A 15,263-nucleotide genomic window follows, 5' to 3' on the forward strand; every position below is an offset into this window, starting at 1 on the left:
GACCGTCCCGTATCGTCTGCACTGGCCGAGGAGAGTTGTGATGGTCACTGACGAGAAAGTGGAGCAACTGCTTAAGCGAATCACTGCTCTCGAAAATCGCGTTGACGAACTTGAGCAAGAGAAAGAAGAGCTTGAGCAAGAGAATCAGCAACTCCGTAAAGAGAACAAGCGGCTCAGAGCCAAGATCCGATGGTACGAAGGGCCGCATACACCGCCGAGCAAGGAACAAGCCGATGAAGAGGAGTCGTCCTCGTCCGGCGGTGACGAGGACGACGAACAACCACGTACCGACGGCGGTACACCTGGCCGAAAATCCGGTCATAAACCGGAATGGCGCGACGCTCCTGATCCAGATCGAGAAATCGAGGTCACCTGTGACTGCTGTCCAGAGTGTGGTGGAACATTTGACGAGTCGGCGGGCGTCAGCCCCCGATTCGTTGAGGAACTTCCCGATCCACAGCCGCCAGAAGTCACACAGTACAACCGGCACCACTACGAGTGCCACTCCTGTGGAACTGAGACCGTTGCTTCACACCCCGACTGCCCCGATGAGGGGCAGTTCGGGGTGAATGTCATCGCACAGGCAGCACTCTCTCGGTACGATCATCGTCTTCCCTACCGGAAGATCGGTGACCGGTTCGAGCAACTCCATGGACTGGAGTTGTCGGGCGCGGCCGCGTGGCACGCGACCGAGCGCGCTGCGCGCGCCGGTCGCTGTGAGTACGAGCAGATCCGTCACCAGATACAGCAAGCCGACGTTGTCCACGTTGACGAGACCGGAATCAAACGCGACGGCGAACAAGCGTGGATCTGGACGTTCACCACCGAAAACCACACGCTGTACGCGATCAGGGAGAGTCGAGGAAGCGATGTTCCCAAAGAAGTCCTCGGCGAGGACTTCTCGGGAACGGTCGTCTGTGATGGCTGGACGGCGTATCCGGCCTTCAGCAGCAACCTCCAGCGGTGTTGGGCGCACATTCTCCGGGAGGCTGAAGACGCCGCCGAGAAACAGACAGAAGGCGAACCGATCCACCGTTCCCTCAAACAGCTATACGTCGCTCTCCAGACTCGCCTGGAGAGCGACTTGACAGTCCGTGAGCGAGCAGAACTCCATCGTGTGGCGCGGGGGAGCTTAAATCGCTGATAGAGCTGTCAGTACCCGACGGACCAGTGGCAACACTACTCGGAAAGATAGAAGGCGGCCTCGACCACTGGCTCACCTTCGTCGGTGAGCCAGCGGTCTCCCCGACGAACAACGCCGCTGAAAATGCGCTTCGTGAGCCGGTGGTTCTCCGGAAACTCATCGGAACACTCCGGAACGACCGTGGCATGTTCGTGCATGAGACGCTGCTGTCCCTGCTGGCGACCTGCCGCCAGCAGGGACGCAATCCCTACGAAGAGTTCAAGCGAATCGCTCGAAACAACGAGATGATCTCCCGAGCTCAGGCCGTACCCGCTGTTGCGTCATCGGGGTAAACACGTACCGCAGGTCGAAGAAACCCGAAAGCGACTCGAAAAGATTGTTGACAGTGTTCAACAGACTGCACAGGGCATCAACGAGGTGACTCGCGCAACAGACGATCAAGCGGCTTCAACCGAAGAAGTAGCGAGTATGACCGATTCATTTGTCAACGAATTACAAGAGATGGCTGACGAAATAGACGAGATCGCTGCGGCGAATGAAGAACAAGCAGCACAGATCCAAGAAATATCTCAAACAGTTAACCGTCTCACACAGTAAGCCGCACTACACCCATAGCGTACTTGCATGCCAGCCCCAGATAAGTCAGTGTCCAACCCAAAGCCGCATACGCAGACCGCACCGATCATCATTCATCGCAACGATAGCATAATCTACGCTGATCAAGCTGCCCTCTCATTACTTAATATCGAATCTCGAGAGTCACTATTAGATACAGCCCTACTTGATCATATAGCTGCGTCTGATCGGCACGCTTTGGCAGATCAATTCAATCGCGTTGAGAATGGAGAAGCACTTGCCCTGGGACTCAGAGTAACGGTTGTCTCTCACGACACACAGATATCTGACGTAATCGTGGTCACCTCACAAGTCAACTGGAACGGACAGGGCCGGCTGCAAACAGTCCTTATTAACACAAATTCGCATCTCCCCTCTGGGCTTCCTGCGGAGACGATGGACACGACACCAGTGGGGACCACTATCGCTGATGCCAATCAGCCGGATTTGCCGCTCATCTATGTCAACGATGAATTTGTTGAACTGACCGGCTATCCCCGCGAAGAGGTGCTTGGTCGAAATTGTCGGTTCCTCCAAGGTGAAAAAACGAGAAACGAGCCTGTCAGAAAAATACGGCGAGCTATCGAAAACTGTGAGCCTGTCACTGTAGAGCTGCGCAACTATCGCAAGGAAGGCATGATGTTTTGGAGTCGCGTGTCTATTCAACCGGTTAGAAATGATGCTGGTGAAGTGACCCATTTTTTCGGCTATCAGGAGGATATCTCGGATCGAAAAGCGTACCAACAAGAGAAAACCCTCTTCGAAATCCAAGCTGAATCGGTCGATAAATGCGTGTTTATCACCGATTCTGAGGGAACGATTGAGTACGTGAATCCACAGTTTGAGCGGACGACTGGATACACTGCTGCCGAGGCAATTGGCAACACCCCGCGACTCATCAAATCTGACGCCCAAGACAGCTCTTTTTATCAAAACCTCTGGGAGACGATTACAGCCGGGGAGGTCTGGCAGGCAACAATCACGAACAAGCGGAAAACCGGAGAGCGGTACGAAGTTGATCAGAAGATCGTTCCGATAACCGAGGTGGAGGGAGAAATAACTCATTTTGTATGTATTGAAGAGGATATCACTGATTCACAATTCGTCGAGGAGGTTCTGGGTGTAATGAACCGTGTGCTCAGACATAATCTACGGAACTCGCTTACAGCGATCGAAGGCTACGCCAAGCGGTTAGAACGAGACGAAAGCGAAGAGAGCCATCAGACGGCACTACAGGCGATTCAAGAACGAGCAAGCAATTTACGACAAACAAGTGAGAAAGCAAAGGACATTCGTGCGCTCTTCCGACGACGGCAAGAGGAACAGACTGTTGAACTCTCCCAAGTTGCCACATTTATTGACACAATATCGGACGACTTCCCCGAAGCGAGTATTGAATGTGCTATTGAGACCAACGACCAGCAGCGTATCCGGAATGGCAGTCTCCTACAGGTTGCAATCGAAGAAGCAATTGAGAATGCAGTGGTTCACAACAATCAAGAGCAGCCGATGGTTGAAATTCTGATTACTAATTGTCAGAACAACGAGGAGATAACAATCCAAATCTCAGACAACGGCCCCGGAATTCCCCCAACGAGTGGGATGTGATTTTTGGTGGTGAGGAGACGCCCCTCATTCACGGGAGTGGCATCGGCGTGTGGCTGATGTATTGGACGCTGACAGCACTCGGCGGTACAGTTGAACTCACCGATAGCGGCCCCAATGGAAGTACGATAACGTTTTTTGTGCCAACTAGAACTGACAAATAGGTGTTTAGATGTTGTCAGCTGACCTTGTTACAAGATTCGCGCGTTGTATCTTGCACTGCACTTCCTGATTGAAATCCGAAAGAGTTGTTTCACTACTTCCGGTACACGCCTCGCAGATACCTCCTCACATCTCAAGCCGAACGCCGGTAAACTCGAAGCGCGCGCCGCCGTCCTCGCTGTCAGCGATGGCGACATCCCAGCCGTGGGCGGCGGCGATCTCCTTGACGATGTTGAGGCCGAACCCAGTCCCATCAGGGTTGGTCGTGTAGCCGGCCTCGAAGATCTCTTCGCGGTTGTCGGGGTCGATCCCCGGGCCGTCGTCGGCGACATAGAAGCCATCGGAAAGCGCGCCGATCGTGATCGAAACGTCGTCGCCGACGTGTTCGATGCTATTGCGCAGCAGATTTTCGAGTAGCTGCTGGAGGCGGCCCTCATCCGCGTGGACGACCAGCCCATCGGCAACTGACAGTGCCGCGCCGGCGGTCTCGACGTTTGCCCAGCAGTTGGCGGCCAAGACCTCCAGATCGACCGGTTCCGTTTCCTCGACGGCTTGCCCCTCCCGGGCGAGCGTGAGCACGTCGTCGATGATCGCCTCCATCCGATCGAGATTCGTGGCGACGATAGGGGCGTGTTCCTCGTCATCGATCAGCTCAATGCGGCCTTGAGCGACGCCAAGCGGATTCCGAAGGTCGTGGCTGACGACGTGGGCAAACCGTTCGAGCCGCTCGTTCTGTCGGCGAAGCTCCTGTTGTTGGCGGTGGCGTTCGAGCGCATACCGGATCGTCCGATGGAGCACGTCGGCGTCGACGCTGTCTTTCACGAGATAGTCTTGGGCCCCTCGTTCGATCGCTTCGACTGCGGTGGCGTCGTCCTTCAGTCCGGTGAGGACGATCACCGGCAACGCCGAGAGGGAATCGCTGTCTTCGACAGCCGCGTTGTACCGATCCAGCGTCGCCAACCCCGTACTTTCCGGTAGCCCAAGATCTAACAGAACGAGATCGTAGTCGCCCTCGTTGCGGGCCTCGATGGCGGCATCCAGCCGTGTTACGTGGGTGACTGTTGCCGGCGGAAACGACTCCGGGCGATCGGTCGTGAGATGGTGTTCAAACAGGGTCGCATCGCCGGGGTTGTCCTCGACCAACAACAGCTGGAGTGTGTCGTCAACGCTGACCGACATTCAGTCCTCCGGGAGTTTGACGACCTGAAACCAGAAGTCCTCAAGTCGGTTGACGATCTCGACGAAGCCGTCGAAATCGACCGGTTTTGTCAGATAGGCGTTGGCACTCAGCTCGTAGGATTTGGCGATATCCTCCTCGGATTCCGAACTGGTCAACACGACAACCGGGATGCGACTGAGCCCGTCTTCTTCCTTGATATCTGCCAACACCTCCTTGCCATCTTTGCGCGGCATGTTGAGATCCAGCAAGATCAGATCCGGCCGAACGGCGTCGGCGTACTCGCCTTCCTGTCGGAGATATTCCATCGCCTCGACGCCGTCCTCGACGACGTGGAGATTGTTGGCGAGTTTGCCCTGTTCGAGGGCTTTCTTCGTCAACACCACGTCGCCAGGGTTGTCTTCAGCCAGCAAGATCTCGACGGGGTTGTCAACGTTCGTCATCTGTCTCCCTCCGGCAAATTTGGTGTCGCCGTGACGCCACCCAGCCGTTCAAAACGAGTTCGCATTGGTGAGTATACACACCCCGTTGGTTTCAAATTTCGTGTCAGGCGACGGGAAACATGTTGCTTGCAGTGAACGATCCACCCGGTTTCGGCGGTCGCCCGCCCAACTGTTTATACTGTGACGCCGCCTACGACGATGGAACCGATGCAACAGACTGTCGAGTCCGTCTTCGACGATTTGGGTGTCGGGATCACGCTGCACGATCCCGAAACCGGGGCGATCGTCGGGGCCAACAGCCGGCTTGCGGAGCTGTGTGGCTACACCGAAGCCGAGCTGCGCGAGCTTTCGGTCGCCGACTACACCGCGACCGACGAGGGGTTTACCCAGGCCGACGCCGAAGCGCGGATTCAGGCGGCCGCTGACGGCGAGCCACAGGAGTTCGAATGGCGGATCGAACGCGCCGACGGCGAGCGGTTTTGGGCTGAGGTACGGCTGGCCCGCACCACTCTCGATGGTGAGGACTACGTGCTCGCGGAGATCAGCGATATCTCGGCGCGCAAACACCACCAGCAGGCCCTCGACAGCGAACGGGCGTTTATCGAACAGAGCCTTGAAACGCTGAGGATTCCTTCTATCTCCTTGATGTCGACGGCACCCTCCAACGATGGAACAAACGGCTGGCCGAAACGACGGGCTACAGCGATGCCGAACTCGATGAGATGCATGCGTTTGATCTCTTCGACGAGGCCGATCAGCCAACGATCGAAGCCGCCATCGCCGAAGTGCGGGAAACCGGCTCGGTGATCGTCGAAGCCCCATTCTGCACCGCTGACGGCGAGTTGATTCCCCACGAGTTCACCGGCACACAGCTCACCGACGACCACGGCACCATTCAGGGGATCATCGGCATCGGCCGGGATATCTCCGACCGCACGGAGCGGCTCGATCGGCTCGAAACCCAGGAGCAAGCGTTCCGAAAGCTCCACCAGACAGCCGCGAAATCGGTTCCCTTCGAGGAGAAAGTCGCCGAACTGTTAGAGTTTGGTCGCGGTTACATGGGCGTCGAGCAGGGGTTTCTCACCAAAATCGACGGCGACACCCAAGAGATCGTCGTCGGGGTGGGCCCGAATCAACAGCTCAAAACGGGCGCCAGCGCGCCGTTTGCGGAATCATACTGTCGACACACCGTCGCGCCCGACCAGGCGGGGCCGCTGGTCGTCACCGATGCCGCCAACGACGGCTGGGAAGACGACCCCGCCTACGAACGGTTCGGCTTGGGGTGTTATGCCGGCGCGACGATCACGATCGACGGCGAGACGACCGGGACAATCTGTTTTGCCGACCGCGATCCTGCCGACAAGGAGTTTACCGAGATCCAAGAGACGTTCGTCGAACTGTTGACCGAGTGGGTGACCTACGAGATCGAACGGGCCGAACGAGAGGCCAAATACCGCCGGCTGACCGAGCGGATCTCCGATGCCTACTACGCGGTCGACACCGAGTTCACCGTGACCTACTGGAACGACGCGATCGCCGACCGATTGGACGTGCCACGCGAGGAAGTTATCGGTGAGAATCTCTGGGAGTACTTCCCCGAGATCACCGACACCGTCGTCGAAGAGCGGCTGCGAGAGGCAATGACCACCGGCAAGTCGACGACCTGTGAGTACTACTACGAGCCGGCGGACTACTGGACGGTTCTGCAGATCTATCCCGACGACGACGGGCTGGCGGTCATCTCGAAGGATATCACCGACCGCAAGGAGTACGAACGACGCCTCAAACGCTCAAACGAACGCCTCCAGGAGTTCGCTTACATCCTCTCCCATGACCTTCAGGAACCACTCCGGATGGTTTCCAGCTACGTCGATCTCCTCGAAAGTGAACTCGGCGACGATCTCGACGCAGACACCCAAGAGTACATGGAGTTCGCTGTCGACGGCGCCGAGCGAATGCGGGGGATGATCGACGGGCTGTTGGAGTACTCCCGGGTCGAAACCGAAGGCAAGGCGTTCGAATCCGTCGACGCCGAGGCCGTTGTCGACGGCGTTGTCGACGACCTCCAGTTGGCCATCGCGGAGGCCGACGCCGAGATCATCGTCGGTGATCTCCCGACGGTTGCCGCTGACTTCGATCAACTCGGTCAACTGTTCCAGAACCTCCTCACCAACGCGATCGATCACGGCGGCAAGGGAACGACCGTCGAGGTGACCGCCACTGAAACGACACAGGGCGTCGAGTTTGCCGTCAGCGACGACGGGCCCGGCATCCCGGCCGACCAGCAGGATGAGATCTTCGGGCTCTTCGACAAAGGTGGCGACAGCGACGGCACCGGGATCGGGTTGGCAGTCTGTGAGCGGATCGTCACCCGCCACGACGGCGAGATCCGTGTCGAGTCAACACCCGGCGACGGGACAACGTTCTACATCACGCTGCCTGACAGCTAACGTCGCGTGGCGTCGGCGGGCGTCTCTCGTCTGACGTGCTTATTTACGGATCGACACGGTGTGTCGGGTATGGAATCGCTCACGAGTGGCCTCACGACCGGCGGGCTGGCCCCGCTGTGGTTTCTGGCTATCGGCATCGCTGCCGGCGTCGTAGCCGCACTCGTGATGGATTGGCCAATGAGCCGCCAGCCCGAGGGCTTTACGCCGGCGTATATCGCTGCCGGCGTCCTGACCCGAACGCCGCCAACCGACGTTCGGTTTCGGACGGCAATGTTCGCCCACCATCTCGCTGGCGGGCTGGCCGGCCTGTTGTACGCGCTTGTCGCCCTCGGTGTTGACCGACTGACGCCGACGCTGCCGCCGACCGTTGGTGTCGGCCTGCCCGCGCATCTGGTCGGCGTGATCGTCGTTGTCGGCTTCATCTACGCCTTTTTTGCCCATCTCGTTCTTCCGCGGGCCGGCGGTCGCCCCTACGAGGAACAAGCAACGGCGGTTCGCGGCCAGTGGCTCCGCTCAGCCCTTGTCTATGGGCTGACGGTGCTGGTGGTCGTACCGGCGGTCGTGGTGTCGGTGAGTCCCTGAAATGCGTTAGACGACGCGGTTTTCAAAGTCGGTCTCGCCGTTTCGGTATCGTTCGATGTTGTCGGCGAGAATCTCGGCGGTGCGCTCGTAGTACCGCGGCGTGTGGCCGGCGTTGTGTGGCGTGATCGAGACGGTGTTGAACCCCCACAGCGGATGGTCTTCCGGTAGCGGCTCGGGATCGGTCACATCAAGCGCCGCGCCGGCGATCCGGTTGGCCTGCAGCGCGCTCACGAGGTCATCGGTGTCGACGACGCCACCGCGGGCGATGTTGACGAGGAACGCTTCGGTCGGCAGCGTCAACAGCGCCTCGCTGTCGATCAGCCCACGGGTCGTCTCTGTCAGCGGGCAGGCCAAGACGAGATAGTCGGTGCGAGCAAGGGCCGTATGCAGCTCGTCGAAGCCGAATACCTCGTCGGTTGGGCCTCCTTCTCGGGGGTGTAGCGAACACCGAGGGTTTCGACGCCGAAGGGATCGAGCCGGTCGACGACTGCTGAGCCGATCGCCCCAAGGCCGACGACTGTCACCGTACTGCCCTGTAGTTCGCGGGCGGGATACGACTGCCAGGTACGTTGCTCCTGTTGTCGTCGCGCTCGCGGGAAGCCACGCACGTGACTCAAGATCGCGCCGATGACGTACTCCGCAATATTCGGCCCATGAACTCCGGAGGCGTTTGTCACCGCGACATCGTTGGCCTCGAAGGTATCCAAGGGGAGGTGGTCGACGCCCGCGTAGACACCGGCGAAGAGATCGAGATTCTCGGCGGTCTCGATCAGCTCCGCATCGAGGTCGTAGCCGGTGACGATTGGTGCCGACGCCACAAGCTCGCGTTCCGCAGCCGGCGTGTCTGCGACGGCGATGTCGGTCTCCGGGAGTTCAGCCCGCAACGCTGTCGCGTAGTCGTTCGCCGACAGCCCGTGAATCTTCTGTCGCAACACGGCGATTGTTGGGGAGCCCATACCGGCGGTTCGGCTGTCTGCCACATTAAAATGTGCCACTCGCTGCTGGGCGGTTCCACACCCACACGTCTCATCAGCCGACACACATATTCTGTTGTGCGTGGAACGATTGCTATGGGTGCGCTCCGCCGTGACGACCGTGGGCAGTCTCGGCTCGGCGTCATCATCGTCGCTGTCCTCCTCTGTGGTGGGCTTCCGGCCGCGCTGTGGGCAAGCGGCGGCTGGCAAGGCCTGGCTCTCGTCGCCGTCGGTGTCACCGGTTGGCTGGGGGTTCGTCGGCTGCAATCCTCGCCTGCCGATGAAACCACCGACAGTAGTGCTTCGGCCGTCTGGAAGCTGATCCCGAGCCGACAGTATGGTGGTCGACACGCCGACTCCGGTGGATTAGCGCGTGGCGAACAAGAGGCTGCACTGGACGAGATCAACCAGCAGGCGGCCGACCAACACGAGGCCAACGCACCGGACCGCCGATCCTAACGCGACTCGGCTGTGCTGGCTTCCTCGATCGGCTCCTGAAACCCAACCCAGTTGCTGATCGTCCCTGTCTCGTCGGGGATGGGTGCGATGGCAACCCGGCTGTAAAATGGTGTGCCATCGGCGCGGTAGTTTTGCAACTCGGTAATCGCGGCTGTCCAGATCTCGGTCGCCTCTCGCAGCGTAGCGACCGGTTCGGCGGCCGTCTCGGGGCCTTGCAGACACCGGAGGTTCTCCCCCAGCACGTCTGCTTCGGCGTACCCGGTCAGCGACTCGAAGGCGTCGTTGACGTACCACACCGGATTGTCCTCGTAGGCTGGGCCGGTGATCACCATGCTGATCGGGGCGGTGTCCATCGCGGGCGTCGCCCACCCGATCGCCGGCTCGTCGCCACCGCCGTATGTTTCGGGCGCTGCGGCCGTTCGAATCTCACCAAGGGCCGCCGCCAGCGAGTCGGCAACGGCTGTCGATGGGATCGTCGGCCCGTCGTCGTCGACATGCCGCCGAAGTAGAGCCCCAATGTCCGCTGATTCAGCCATACCAGCGGTTGGCGACCGAGCCATGTAGGCGTTGAGATCCATCCTCGCGGCGGTGTCGTTTCGGAAAATAGCGGGCTGTTTCAGTGGGTTTAAGCCTCGATCAGGCCGGGTGACTGTATGGAACGCGTAGATGTCGCCATCGTCGGTGGCGGCCCGGCTGGGGCGGCCGCAGCCCACGCTGCCGCCGGTGAGGCTGCCGAGGCGGTCGTCCTCGAAAAGGGCGTCCCTCGAGCCGACCGCGACTTTCTTGGCCCGGATTCGACGGACGCCGCCGGGATTCTCGACTACTGGGTTGATCTCATGGGGATTCACCCTGATGAGTTTCCCGACGATGTCGTCTGCCAGGAACTCGACCGCGCGGAGTTTGTCGGCCCGACCGAGGCCTGCACGCTGACGAGCACCGGCATCGACTCCTCATACGACCACTTCGGCTATACCTTCCAACGCGCCCGCTTTGATGACTGGCTTCGGGAACGGGCTGAAGCCGCCGGCGCGAGCTACCGGGTCGGCGTGCGGGTCAGAGCTGTCGAGAGTACCCTCGATGCCGCCGGCGACGAGCCTCGCCACCGGGTCGTGGTCGCCGACGGCGAGGACATCGGTGCCGATGTCGTGATCCTTGCCGACGGGCCACAACGAACCGTCACAAACCAGGTGCTCGACAACTACCTCCCCGCCGACACGCCGGCCTCCGAGCGGTTGGCCGCCCCGAAAGCCAACCACATCGCCTACCAGGAGTACCGTCGGGTGCCCGACGCCGTCTTCGAGGAGCTCAAAACCGCGATCACCTTCTGGTGGGGGCATATGCCCGGCCACACCGCCTACCCGTGGGTGTTTCCCAACGACGACGGCGTCTGTCGGATCGGGCTAACGATGCCGATCGGGCTCGACATCGACGCGGTCGAAGATCGCGACGCCTACCCGCTACTCGAAGCTGACGACGAGACGATCCCAAACGGGGCAACCTACATCCGCCGCCTACTCGAACTGGAGTGGGGCGATGCGTACGATATCGAGGCGGACTTCCCGATCGTTGAGGATTGCGGCAAACGCGACGGCACCGAAACCTACAGCATCTCCTCGACACAGCCGATCGAATCACCAGTCGACGCCGGGATCGCCGTCGTCGGTGGGGCGATGGGAACCACGTCGGCCTTCCATGAGGGTGGCGACCACGTCGCCGTTCGAACTGGAAAGATCGCCGGCGAGTTGGCGGCGGCCGGTGAGTTGGCGGCGTACAACGACCGCTGGCGATCGGCGATCGGCGACGAGTTGCTTCGGAATGTGACGTTTGCGGAGTTGTGTCGGGACTACGGCCCGGACGACTGGGATCGCACGTTTAAATCGGTACGAGGGATGCTCACCGCCGAGGGCGTGAATCTCTTCGAGATGAACACGCTCCGCTCCGGGCTCTCAGGAGCGAAGATCCTCTATCAGTACAAAAAACAGAAACGCCGGCTGCGGAAGCAGGGATACACGCAGTTGACCGAGAACGACTACGTCTACTGAGCGACGTGGCGAATACGGTCGCTACGCGATGTGCTGTGACACGCGCTTGCGGGGACAACGTCGTCAAAAGATCCGATTAGACTTTCGCGGCCTTCTTCCGGGTGATGTAGCCGGCGACCCGGTTGCGGACACCCTTCGATTCGACGGTGGTGAGCTTGCTGACGTTTTCCTTGTTCGTCTCGAAATCCGTGTTGAACGCCTCCGGATAGTCCTCAAGCAGGGTGCGACCGAGCTGCTTGACGTACTTCGGTTTGATTGCCATACACGGGATTACCCGGAGCACCACTAAAACGATTCGTTCCGCGACAGTCGTCGTTCAGCACTCATCACCGGTCAGCGACCGCCAGTCGGTCGCCTCACTCAGGGCCTCAAAGGCCGCCCGCTCCTGGGGCCCCCGCATTTTTCAACTGTTTCCTCGAAGTATGCCAGTCGATCGAGCAGCGTTTCAGTGTCATAGCTCGGGACATCCAACCGCGAGGCGGCGACGGTCGCATCGATGACGGCCCCGAAACCGCGGTTGATCGTGTGTGGTCGTTCGGCGGCGACAGTCCCCGTGTCGGTTGGCCGAAGCTTCCACCGCTCCCACTCGGTGCCGCCATCTGTACCGGTTGCGACGGATTCGGCTGCAACGTCGACCCATGCGTCGGCACTCGGCAATACGGGATGTTCCTCCTCTCGGATCGTCACCGCAGCATCGACGAACGCTCGTGGGTCAGGGGTGAACTGGACGACACCACCGCCCTGCCGGTGAAAGTTGCGCTTGGTGCGGGTGTTGCCCCAGGTTGTCGCTTCGACCGGCTCGCCTGACTCGTCGGGGGCATGCAACCCAAGGGCAGCCATGTTCCAGCGGTCGTTCGGGCCGAGGGTGGCGACGATTGACTCGGTGACGCCGCGGAGCGCGACCGGCCAGTCGCTGGCGACGCCATCGTCGGGGTGCCCGCCGTCGCTGGTCATACAGACAGCCCACGTTCAAGCGCAATAAACAGCGCGGCGGCGGTCAGATCCGCCGTGGTGCCGGGGTTGTAGCCGGCGTCGACGAACTCCGCGGCGAGTTCCTCGGCGGCCGTGAGGTCGCCGTCGGTATCGACGCGCTCGGCGACTGCGGCGGCCCGCTGGGAGACCTTGCGCGCGGTTGCTGCATCGTGTGTTGTCGCCACGAGCGTATCCGGCTGCGCAGCCAGCAAGTCGAGAAAGAGTCGCGCCGTGCGATCGCCGACCGGCCCACTGTCGGCCAGCAATTTGTCGGCTGCTGTGAACGCGCGGTCGAAGCCGGTGACCCACTCGCGGGCGTTGCCATCAGGAACCCCCTCGGCGGGATCGGCCGCAAGTTCCATGATCTCACCCAGTGATAGCTCTCGCTCTCGGAGCGTCGACGCGGCCGCAGCGCCCCGGCGCACGTCAAGTGCGTCAGCCTCCGGCGGCAGGTCGCTGACGGCGACATCGACATGCTCGAAGGCCCGATAGAACTGCACCGCGTCGTCGACGGTCGTTGCCGCAACGATCTCGCTAACGCCGGCCGGTGAGAGATCGTCGGTTGCCGCAGCCCGAACGAGTGGCACGAGCAACAGCAGGCAGCCAAACTGCGTGTTGCCGCCCTGTTGGGCTGCCATGCCGGCGACCGCCACCTCGAAGGCGACGCCGACGGGATCGCCGGCTTCCGCCCGACGGAGCCCTCGGCTGCGCCGACCGCGCCGGCCATGAAGTGCTCAAATCGGAGCTCATCGAGATCGCGGTGGCGGTCGACATTCCCCGGCTTTGGGGTGCCACTGACTTCGAGCAGCAGGGCGAGTTGTGCGTTTTCGGCTGGGGTTCGGTCTCGGTCGGTGCCGGCCGCCGGCTGAGTATCGTCGCTCATGGGTTTGGCTCCGGGCTGTGCTGTGCAACGGCGTCGGCGACACGGCGCACTACCTGGCCGTCGGGATCGCGGCTCGGTCGCCCGACGCTGACGGCGTCGGCTCCGAAGCGACGATATTCGCGGACGCTGTCGGCGTCTCTGACCTCGTTGTTAGCGATAACAAACAACTCGGTTGCGTCGGCAACCGCACCGACGACGGGTTCGGCGTCCATCGCGTCGATATGGATCGCATCGCCACCGGCCGCCTCGATCGCTTCGGCGACCGCGACAAGATCAACGCCGTCGACGGCGGCTCTGACCTTGACGCTGACAGCTGCCCCTTCCTCGGCGGCGACGGCAACGTAGTTGGCCAGCCGGCTGCTGTCGGCCAACAGGGACTCGCCACAGCCGACCGCACAGAGTTCAGCCTGCCGACAGTGAGCATTGATCTCCAGGATCGCGTCGTAGTCGGTACAGATCGCTGCCGCCGCTCTGATCGGGTCGGCGGTCGTGGTTCTGACGTTGATGGCTGGGCGAATCGACGCGGTATCGGTGGCGACCGTCTGGAGTTGGTCGTCGATGAACGCCAGTGGATCAGCCGGGAGGAACTCCTCGCGATCGCGGGTGACAAGCTGGCGGGCGGCCTCGCGGGCGGGCTCATCAAGGGCGATCCCGCCGAGAAACGCCGCGCCAGCGTGATCGGCGGCAGCCAGTGCCCACTCGGCGTCGGCCTCGCCGCTCAGGCTGGCCAGCGCAAGCGGTGGCTCAAACACGCGCCAACGCCTCCTGGATCGCCGCGAACACGCGCTCGCTGTCGGCGACCGTTTCGATCGTGGTATCAGTGCGAACGACGGGGCGATCCAAATCGGTCTCGTCGTTGGTATCAAGCACGAAGGCGTCGACAAACGGGTAGGCGTCGGCGACACCCTGTGTACTCGGTTCCCGGCCGGTCGCGGCCATGAGATCAGCCGCTGGCCCTGAAAAGACACGATCCTCGATAAACGGCGAGACAGCGACGACATCGGTCTCGTCAAGTGCGGCTTCGATGCCGTCGAGGGCGAGCATTGGGCCGATACTCGTCACCGGGTTTGAGGACCGATGACGACCGGGTTGTCGAGGGCGTCAAGCACGTCGTCGGTTGGTTCAGCGTCGTCGGCTCCGCGGAACTCCACATCGTCGACAGCAACGTTGCCGCGGTGGCCGACCCAGTATGCTTGGAAATGCATCAGCCCCGAGTCGGTGTGGATGAGCGACGCGACCGGATCGTCACTCATCGGGAGCAGCGTCACCTCGACACCGAAGGCGTCAGCGAGGATCGCAGTTGTCTCGGTGAGCGAGTGCCCCTCGTCCAGCAGGCTCGTTCGCGTGATGTGAACCGCTCGATCGCGGTCACCGATCGTCATGAACTCCGCAATCCCCGAAAAGCGTCGCCAGCGAGCGATCTCGCGACCGGTGGTCTGCTTGTCGTCGGGCAGAAATTGCGGCCCGTCGTCGAGGCCGGCGGCGTCGGCTAGTCGGTGGAGTTCCGCGGTTGTCTCGTGGCTGTCGCCGTCGATCCCCCACCAGCGGTCGGTATCGAGCACCCCGCCCTCGTGGAACAGCACCGTATCGAGATCCGGACAGACGAGCAGCCCGCCGAGCTCGACATCATCGCCGGTGTTGCCGACGACGGTCACCTCGGCGGGATCGACGTGAGCTTTCGCGCCGGCCAGCAGCTTCGGCGTCCCCGTCCCGCCGGCGAGCAGCGTGCGCATACCTCCGGTTCGGCCCCAGTCC

11 protein-coding genes and 6 pseudogenes are annotated in these 15,263 nt (G+C 61.2%); 8 read left to right on the forward strand and 9 right to left on the reverse strand.

From position 1 onward, the window contains the following. Positions 1-40: 40 nt before the first annotated feature. From tnpC to ACFQJB_RS04880, 3 genes and pseudogenes are all read left to right on the forward strand, one after another. Positions 41-1,476, forward strand: a pseudogene (gene tnpC, locus ACFQJB_RS04870) (IS66 family transposase). Positions 1,477-1,561: 85 nt separating this feature from the next. Continuing rightward, complete coding sequence (locus ACFQJB_RS04875; protein WP_379724598.1) at positions 1,562-1,741, forward strand: hypothetical protein; 180 nt, start codon at positions 1,562-1,564, stop codon at positions 1,739-1,741. Between the two features lie 414 nt (positions 1,742-2,155). Further along, on the forward strand, positions 2,156-3,367 hold the full coding sequence (locus tag ACFQJB_RS04880) for a PAS domain-containing protein (protein ID WP_379724601.1): 1,212 nt from the start codon (positions 2,156-2,158) through the stop codon (positions 3,365-3,367). A gap of 285 nt (positions 3,368-3,652) precedes the next feature. Here the strand turns inward: ACFQJB_RS04880 and ACFQJB_RS04885 are convergent, their stop codons facing one another. Continuing rightward, on the reverse strand, positions 3,653-4,705 hold the full coding sequence (locus ACFQJB_RS04885; RefSeq protein WP_379724604.1) for a hybrid sensor histidine kinase/response regulator: 1,053 nt from the start codon (positions 4,703-4,705) through the stop codon (positions 3,653-3,655). Continuing rightward, positions 4,706-5,146, reverse strand: coding sequence for a response regulator (locus ACFQJB_RS04890; RefSeq protein ID WP_379724607.1), 441 nt, complete (start codon positions 5,144-5,146; stop codon positions 4,706-4,708). A gap of 207 nt (positions 5,147-5,353) precedes the next feature. On the opposite strand from ACFQJB_RS04890, the pseudogene ACFQJB_RS04895 reads away from it, so the two are divergent. The 3 genes and pseudogenes from ACFQJB_RS04895 to ACFQJB_RS04905 form a co-directional block, all read left to right on the forward strand. Continuing rightward, positions 5,354-5,716 (forward strand): annotated as a pseudogene (locus tag ACFQJB_RS04895) (PAS domain S-box protein); the annotation flags it as partial. 110 nt (positions 5,717-5,826) lie between these two features. Beyond that, positions 5,827-7,596, forward strand: coding sequence for an ATP-binding protein (locus ACFQJB_RS04900; protein WP_379727956.1), 1,770 nt, complete (start codon positions 5,827-5,829; stop codon positions 7,594-7,596). Positions 7,597-7,665: 69 nt separating this feature from the next. Next, a complete protein-coding gene (locus ACFQJB_RS04905) occupies positions 7,666-8,178 on the forward strand; it encodes a hypothetical protein (RefSeq protein ID WP_379724610.1) in 513 nt (170 codons plus the stop codon). 6 nt (positions 8,179-8,184) lie between these two features. Here the strand turns inward: ACFQJB_RS04905 and ACFQJB_RS04910 are convergent. After that, a pseudogene (locus tag ACFQJB_RS04910) lies at positions 8,185-9,134 on the reverse strand (D-2-hydroxyacid dehydrogenase). Between the two features lie 114 nt (positions 9,135-9,248). Between ACFQJB_RS04910 and ACFQJB_RS04915 the strand changes: the two are divergent. Then, positions 9,249-9,611 carry a hypothetical protein gene (locus ACFQJB_RS04915; protein WP_379724613.1) on the forward strand — a complete coding sequence of 121 codons (363 nt, stop codon included), beginning with the start codon at positions 9,249-9,251 and terminating at the stop codon, positions 9,609-9,611. Here the strand turns inward: ACFQJB_RS04915 and ACFQJB_RS04920 are convergent. Then, positions 9,608-10,147 carry a PAS domain-containing protein gene (locus tag ACFQJB_RS04920; RefSeq protein WP_379724616.1) on the reverse strand — a complete coding sequence of 180 codons (540 nt, stop codon included), beginning with the start codon at positions 10,145-10,147 and terminating at the stop codon, positions 9,608-9,610. The genes ACFQJB_RS04915 and ACFQJB_RS04920 overlap by 4 nt on opposite strands. Before the next feature lie 117 nt (positions 10,148-10,264). Between ACFQJB_RS04920 and ACFQJB_RS04925 the strand changes: the two genes are divergently transcribed. Then, positions 10,265-11,653 (forward strand): NAD(P)/FAD-dependent oxidoreductase, encoded by a 1,389-nt coding sequence (locus ACFQJB_RS04925; RefSeq protein WP_379724619.1) that lies wholly within the window; start codon positions 10,265-10,267, stop codon positions 11,651-11,653. 76 nt (positions 11,654-11,729) lie between these two features. On the opposite strand, the gene ACFQJB_RS04930 is transcribed toward ACFQJB_RS04925, so the two are convergent. From ACFQJB_RS04930 to cofD, 5 genes and pseudogenes are all read right to left on the reverse strand, one after another. Then, positions 11,730-11,915 (reverse strand): 30S ribosomal protein S17e, encoded by a 186-nt coding sequence (locus ACFQJB_RS04930; protein ID WP_120103077.1) that lies wholly within the window; start codon positions 11,913-11,915, stop codon positions 11,730-11,732. 54 nt (positions 11,916-11,969) lie between these two features. Next, positions 11,970-12,607 (reverse strand): annotated as a pseudogene (locus tag ACFQJB_RS04935) (DUF447 domain-containing protein). Continuing rightward, positions 12,604-13,508 (reverse strand): annotated as a pseudogene (locus ACFQJB_RS04940) (triphosphoribosyl-dephospho-CoA synthase). Before ACFQJB_RS04940 ends, ACFQJB_RS04935 begins: the two co-directional pseudogenes overlap by 4 nt. Beyond that, a complete protein-coding gene (locus tag ACFQJB_RS04945) occupies positions 13,505-14,260 on the reverse strand; it encodes a dihydropyrimidine dehydrogenase (RefSeq protein ID WP_379724622.1) in 756 nt (251 codons plus the stop codon). The pseudogene ACFQJB_RS04940 and the gene ACFQJB_RS04945 overlap by 4 nt, the downstream one beginning before the upstream one ends. Then, positions 14,253-15,241: pseudogene (gene cofD / locus ACFQJB_RS04950) on the reverse strand (2-phospho-L-lactate transferase). Before cofD ends, ACFQJB_RS04945 begins: the two are co-directional and overlap by 8 nt. Positions 15,242-15,263 lie beyond the last annotated feature (22 nt).

Source organism: Halonotius sp. GCM10025705 (assembly GCF_042662885.1).
GTDB lineage: Archaea > Halobacteriota > Halobacteria > Halobacteriales > Haloferacaceae > Halonotius > Halonotius aquaticus.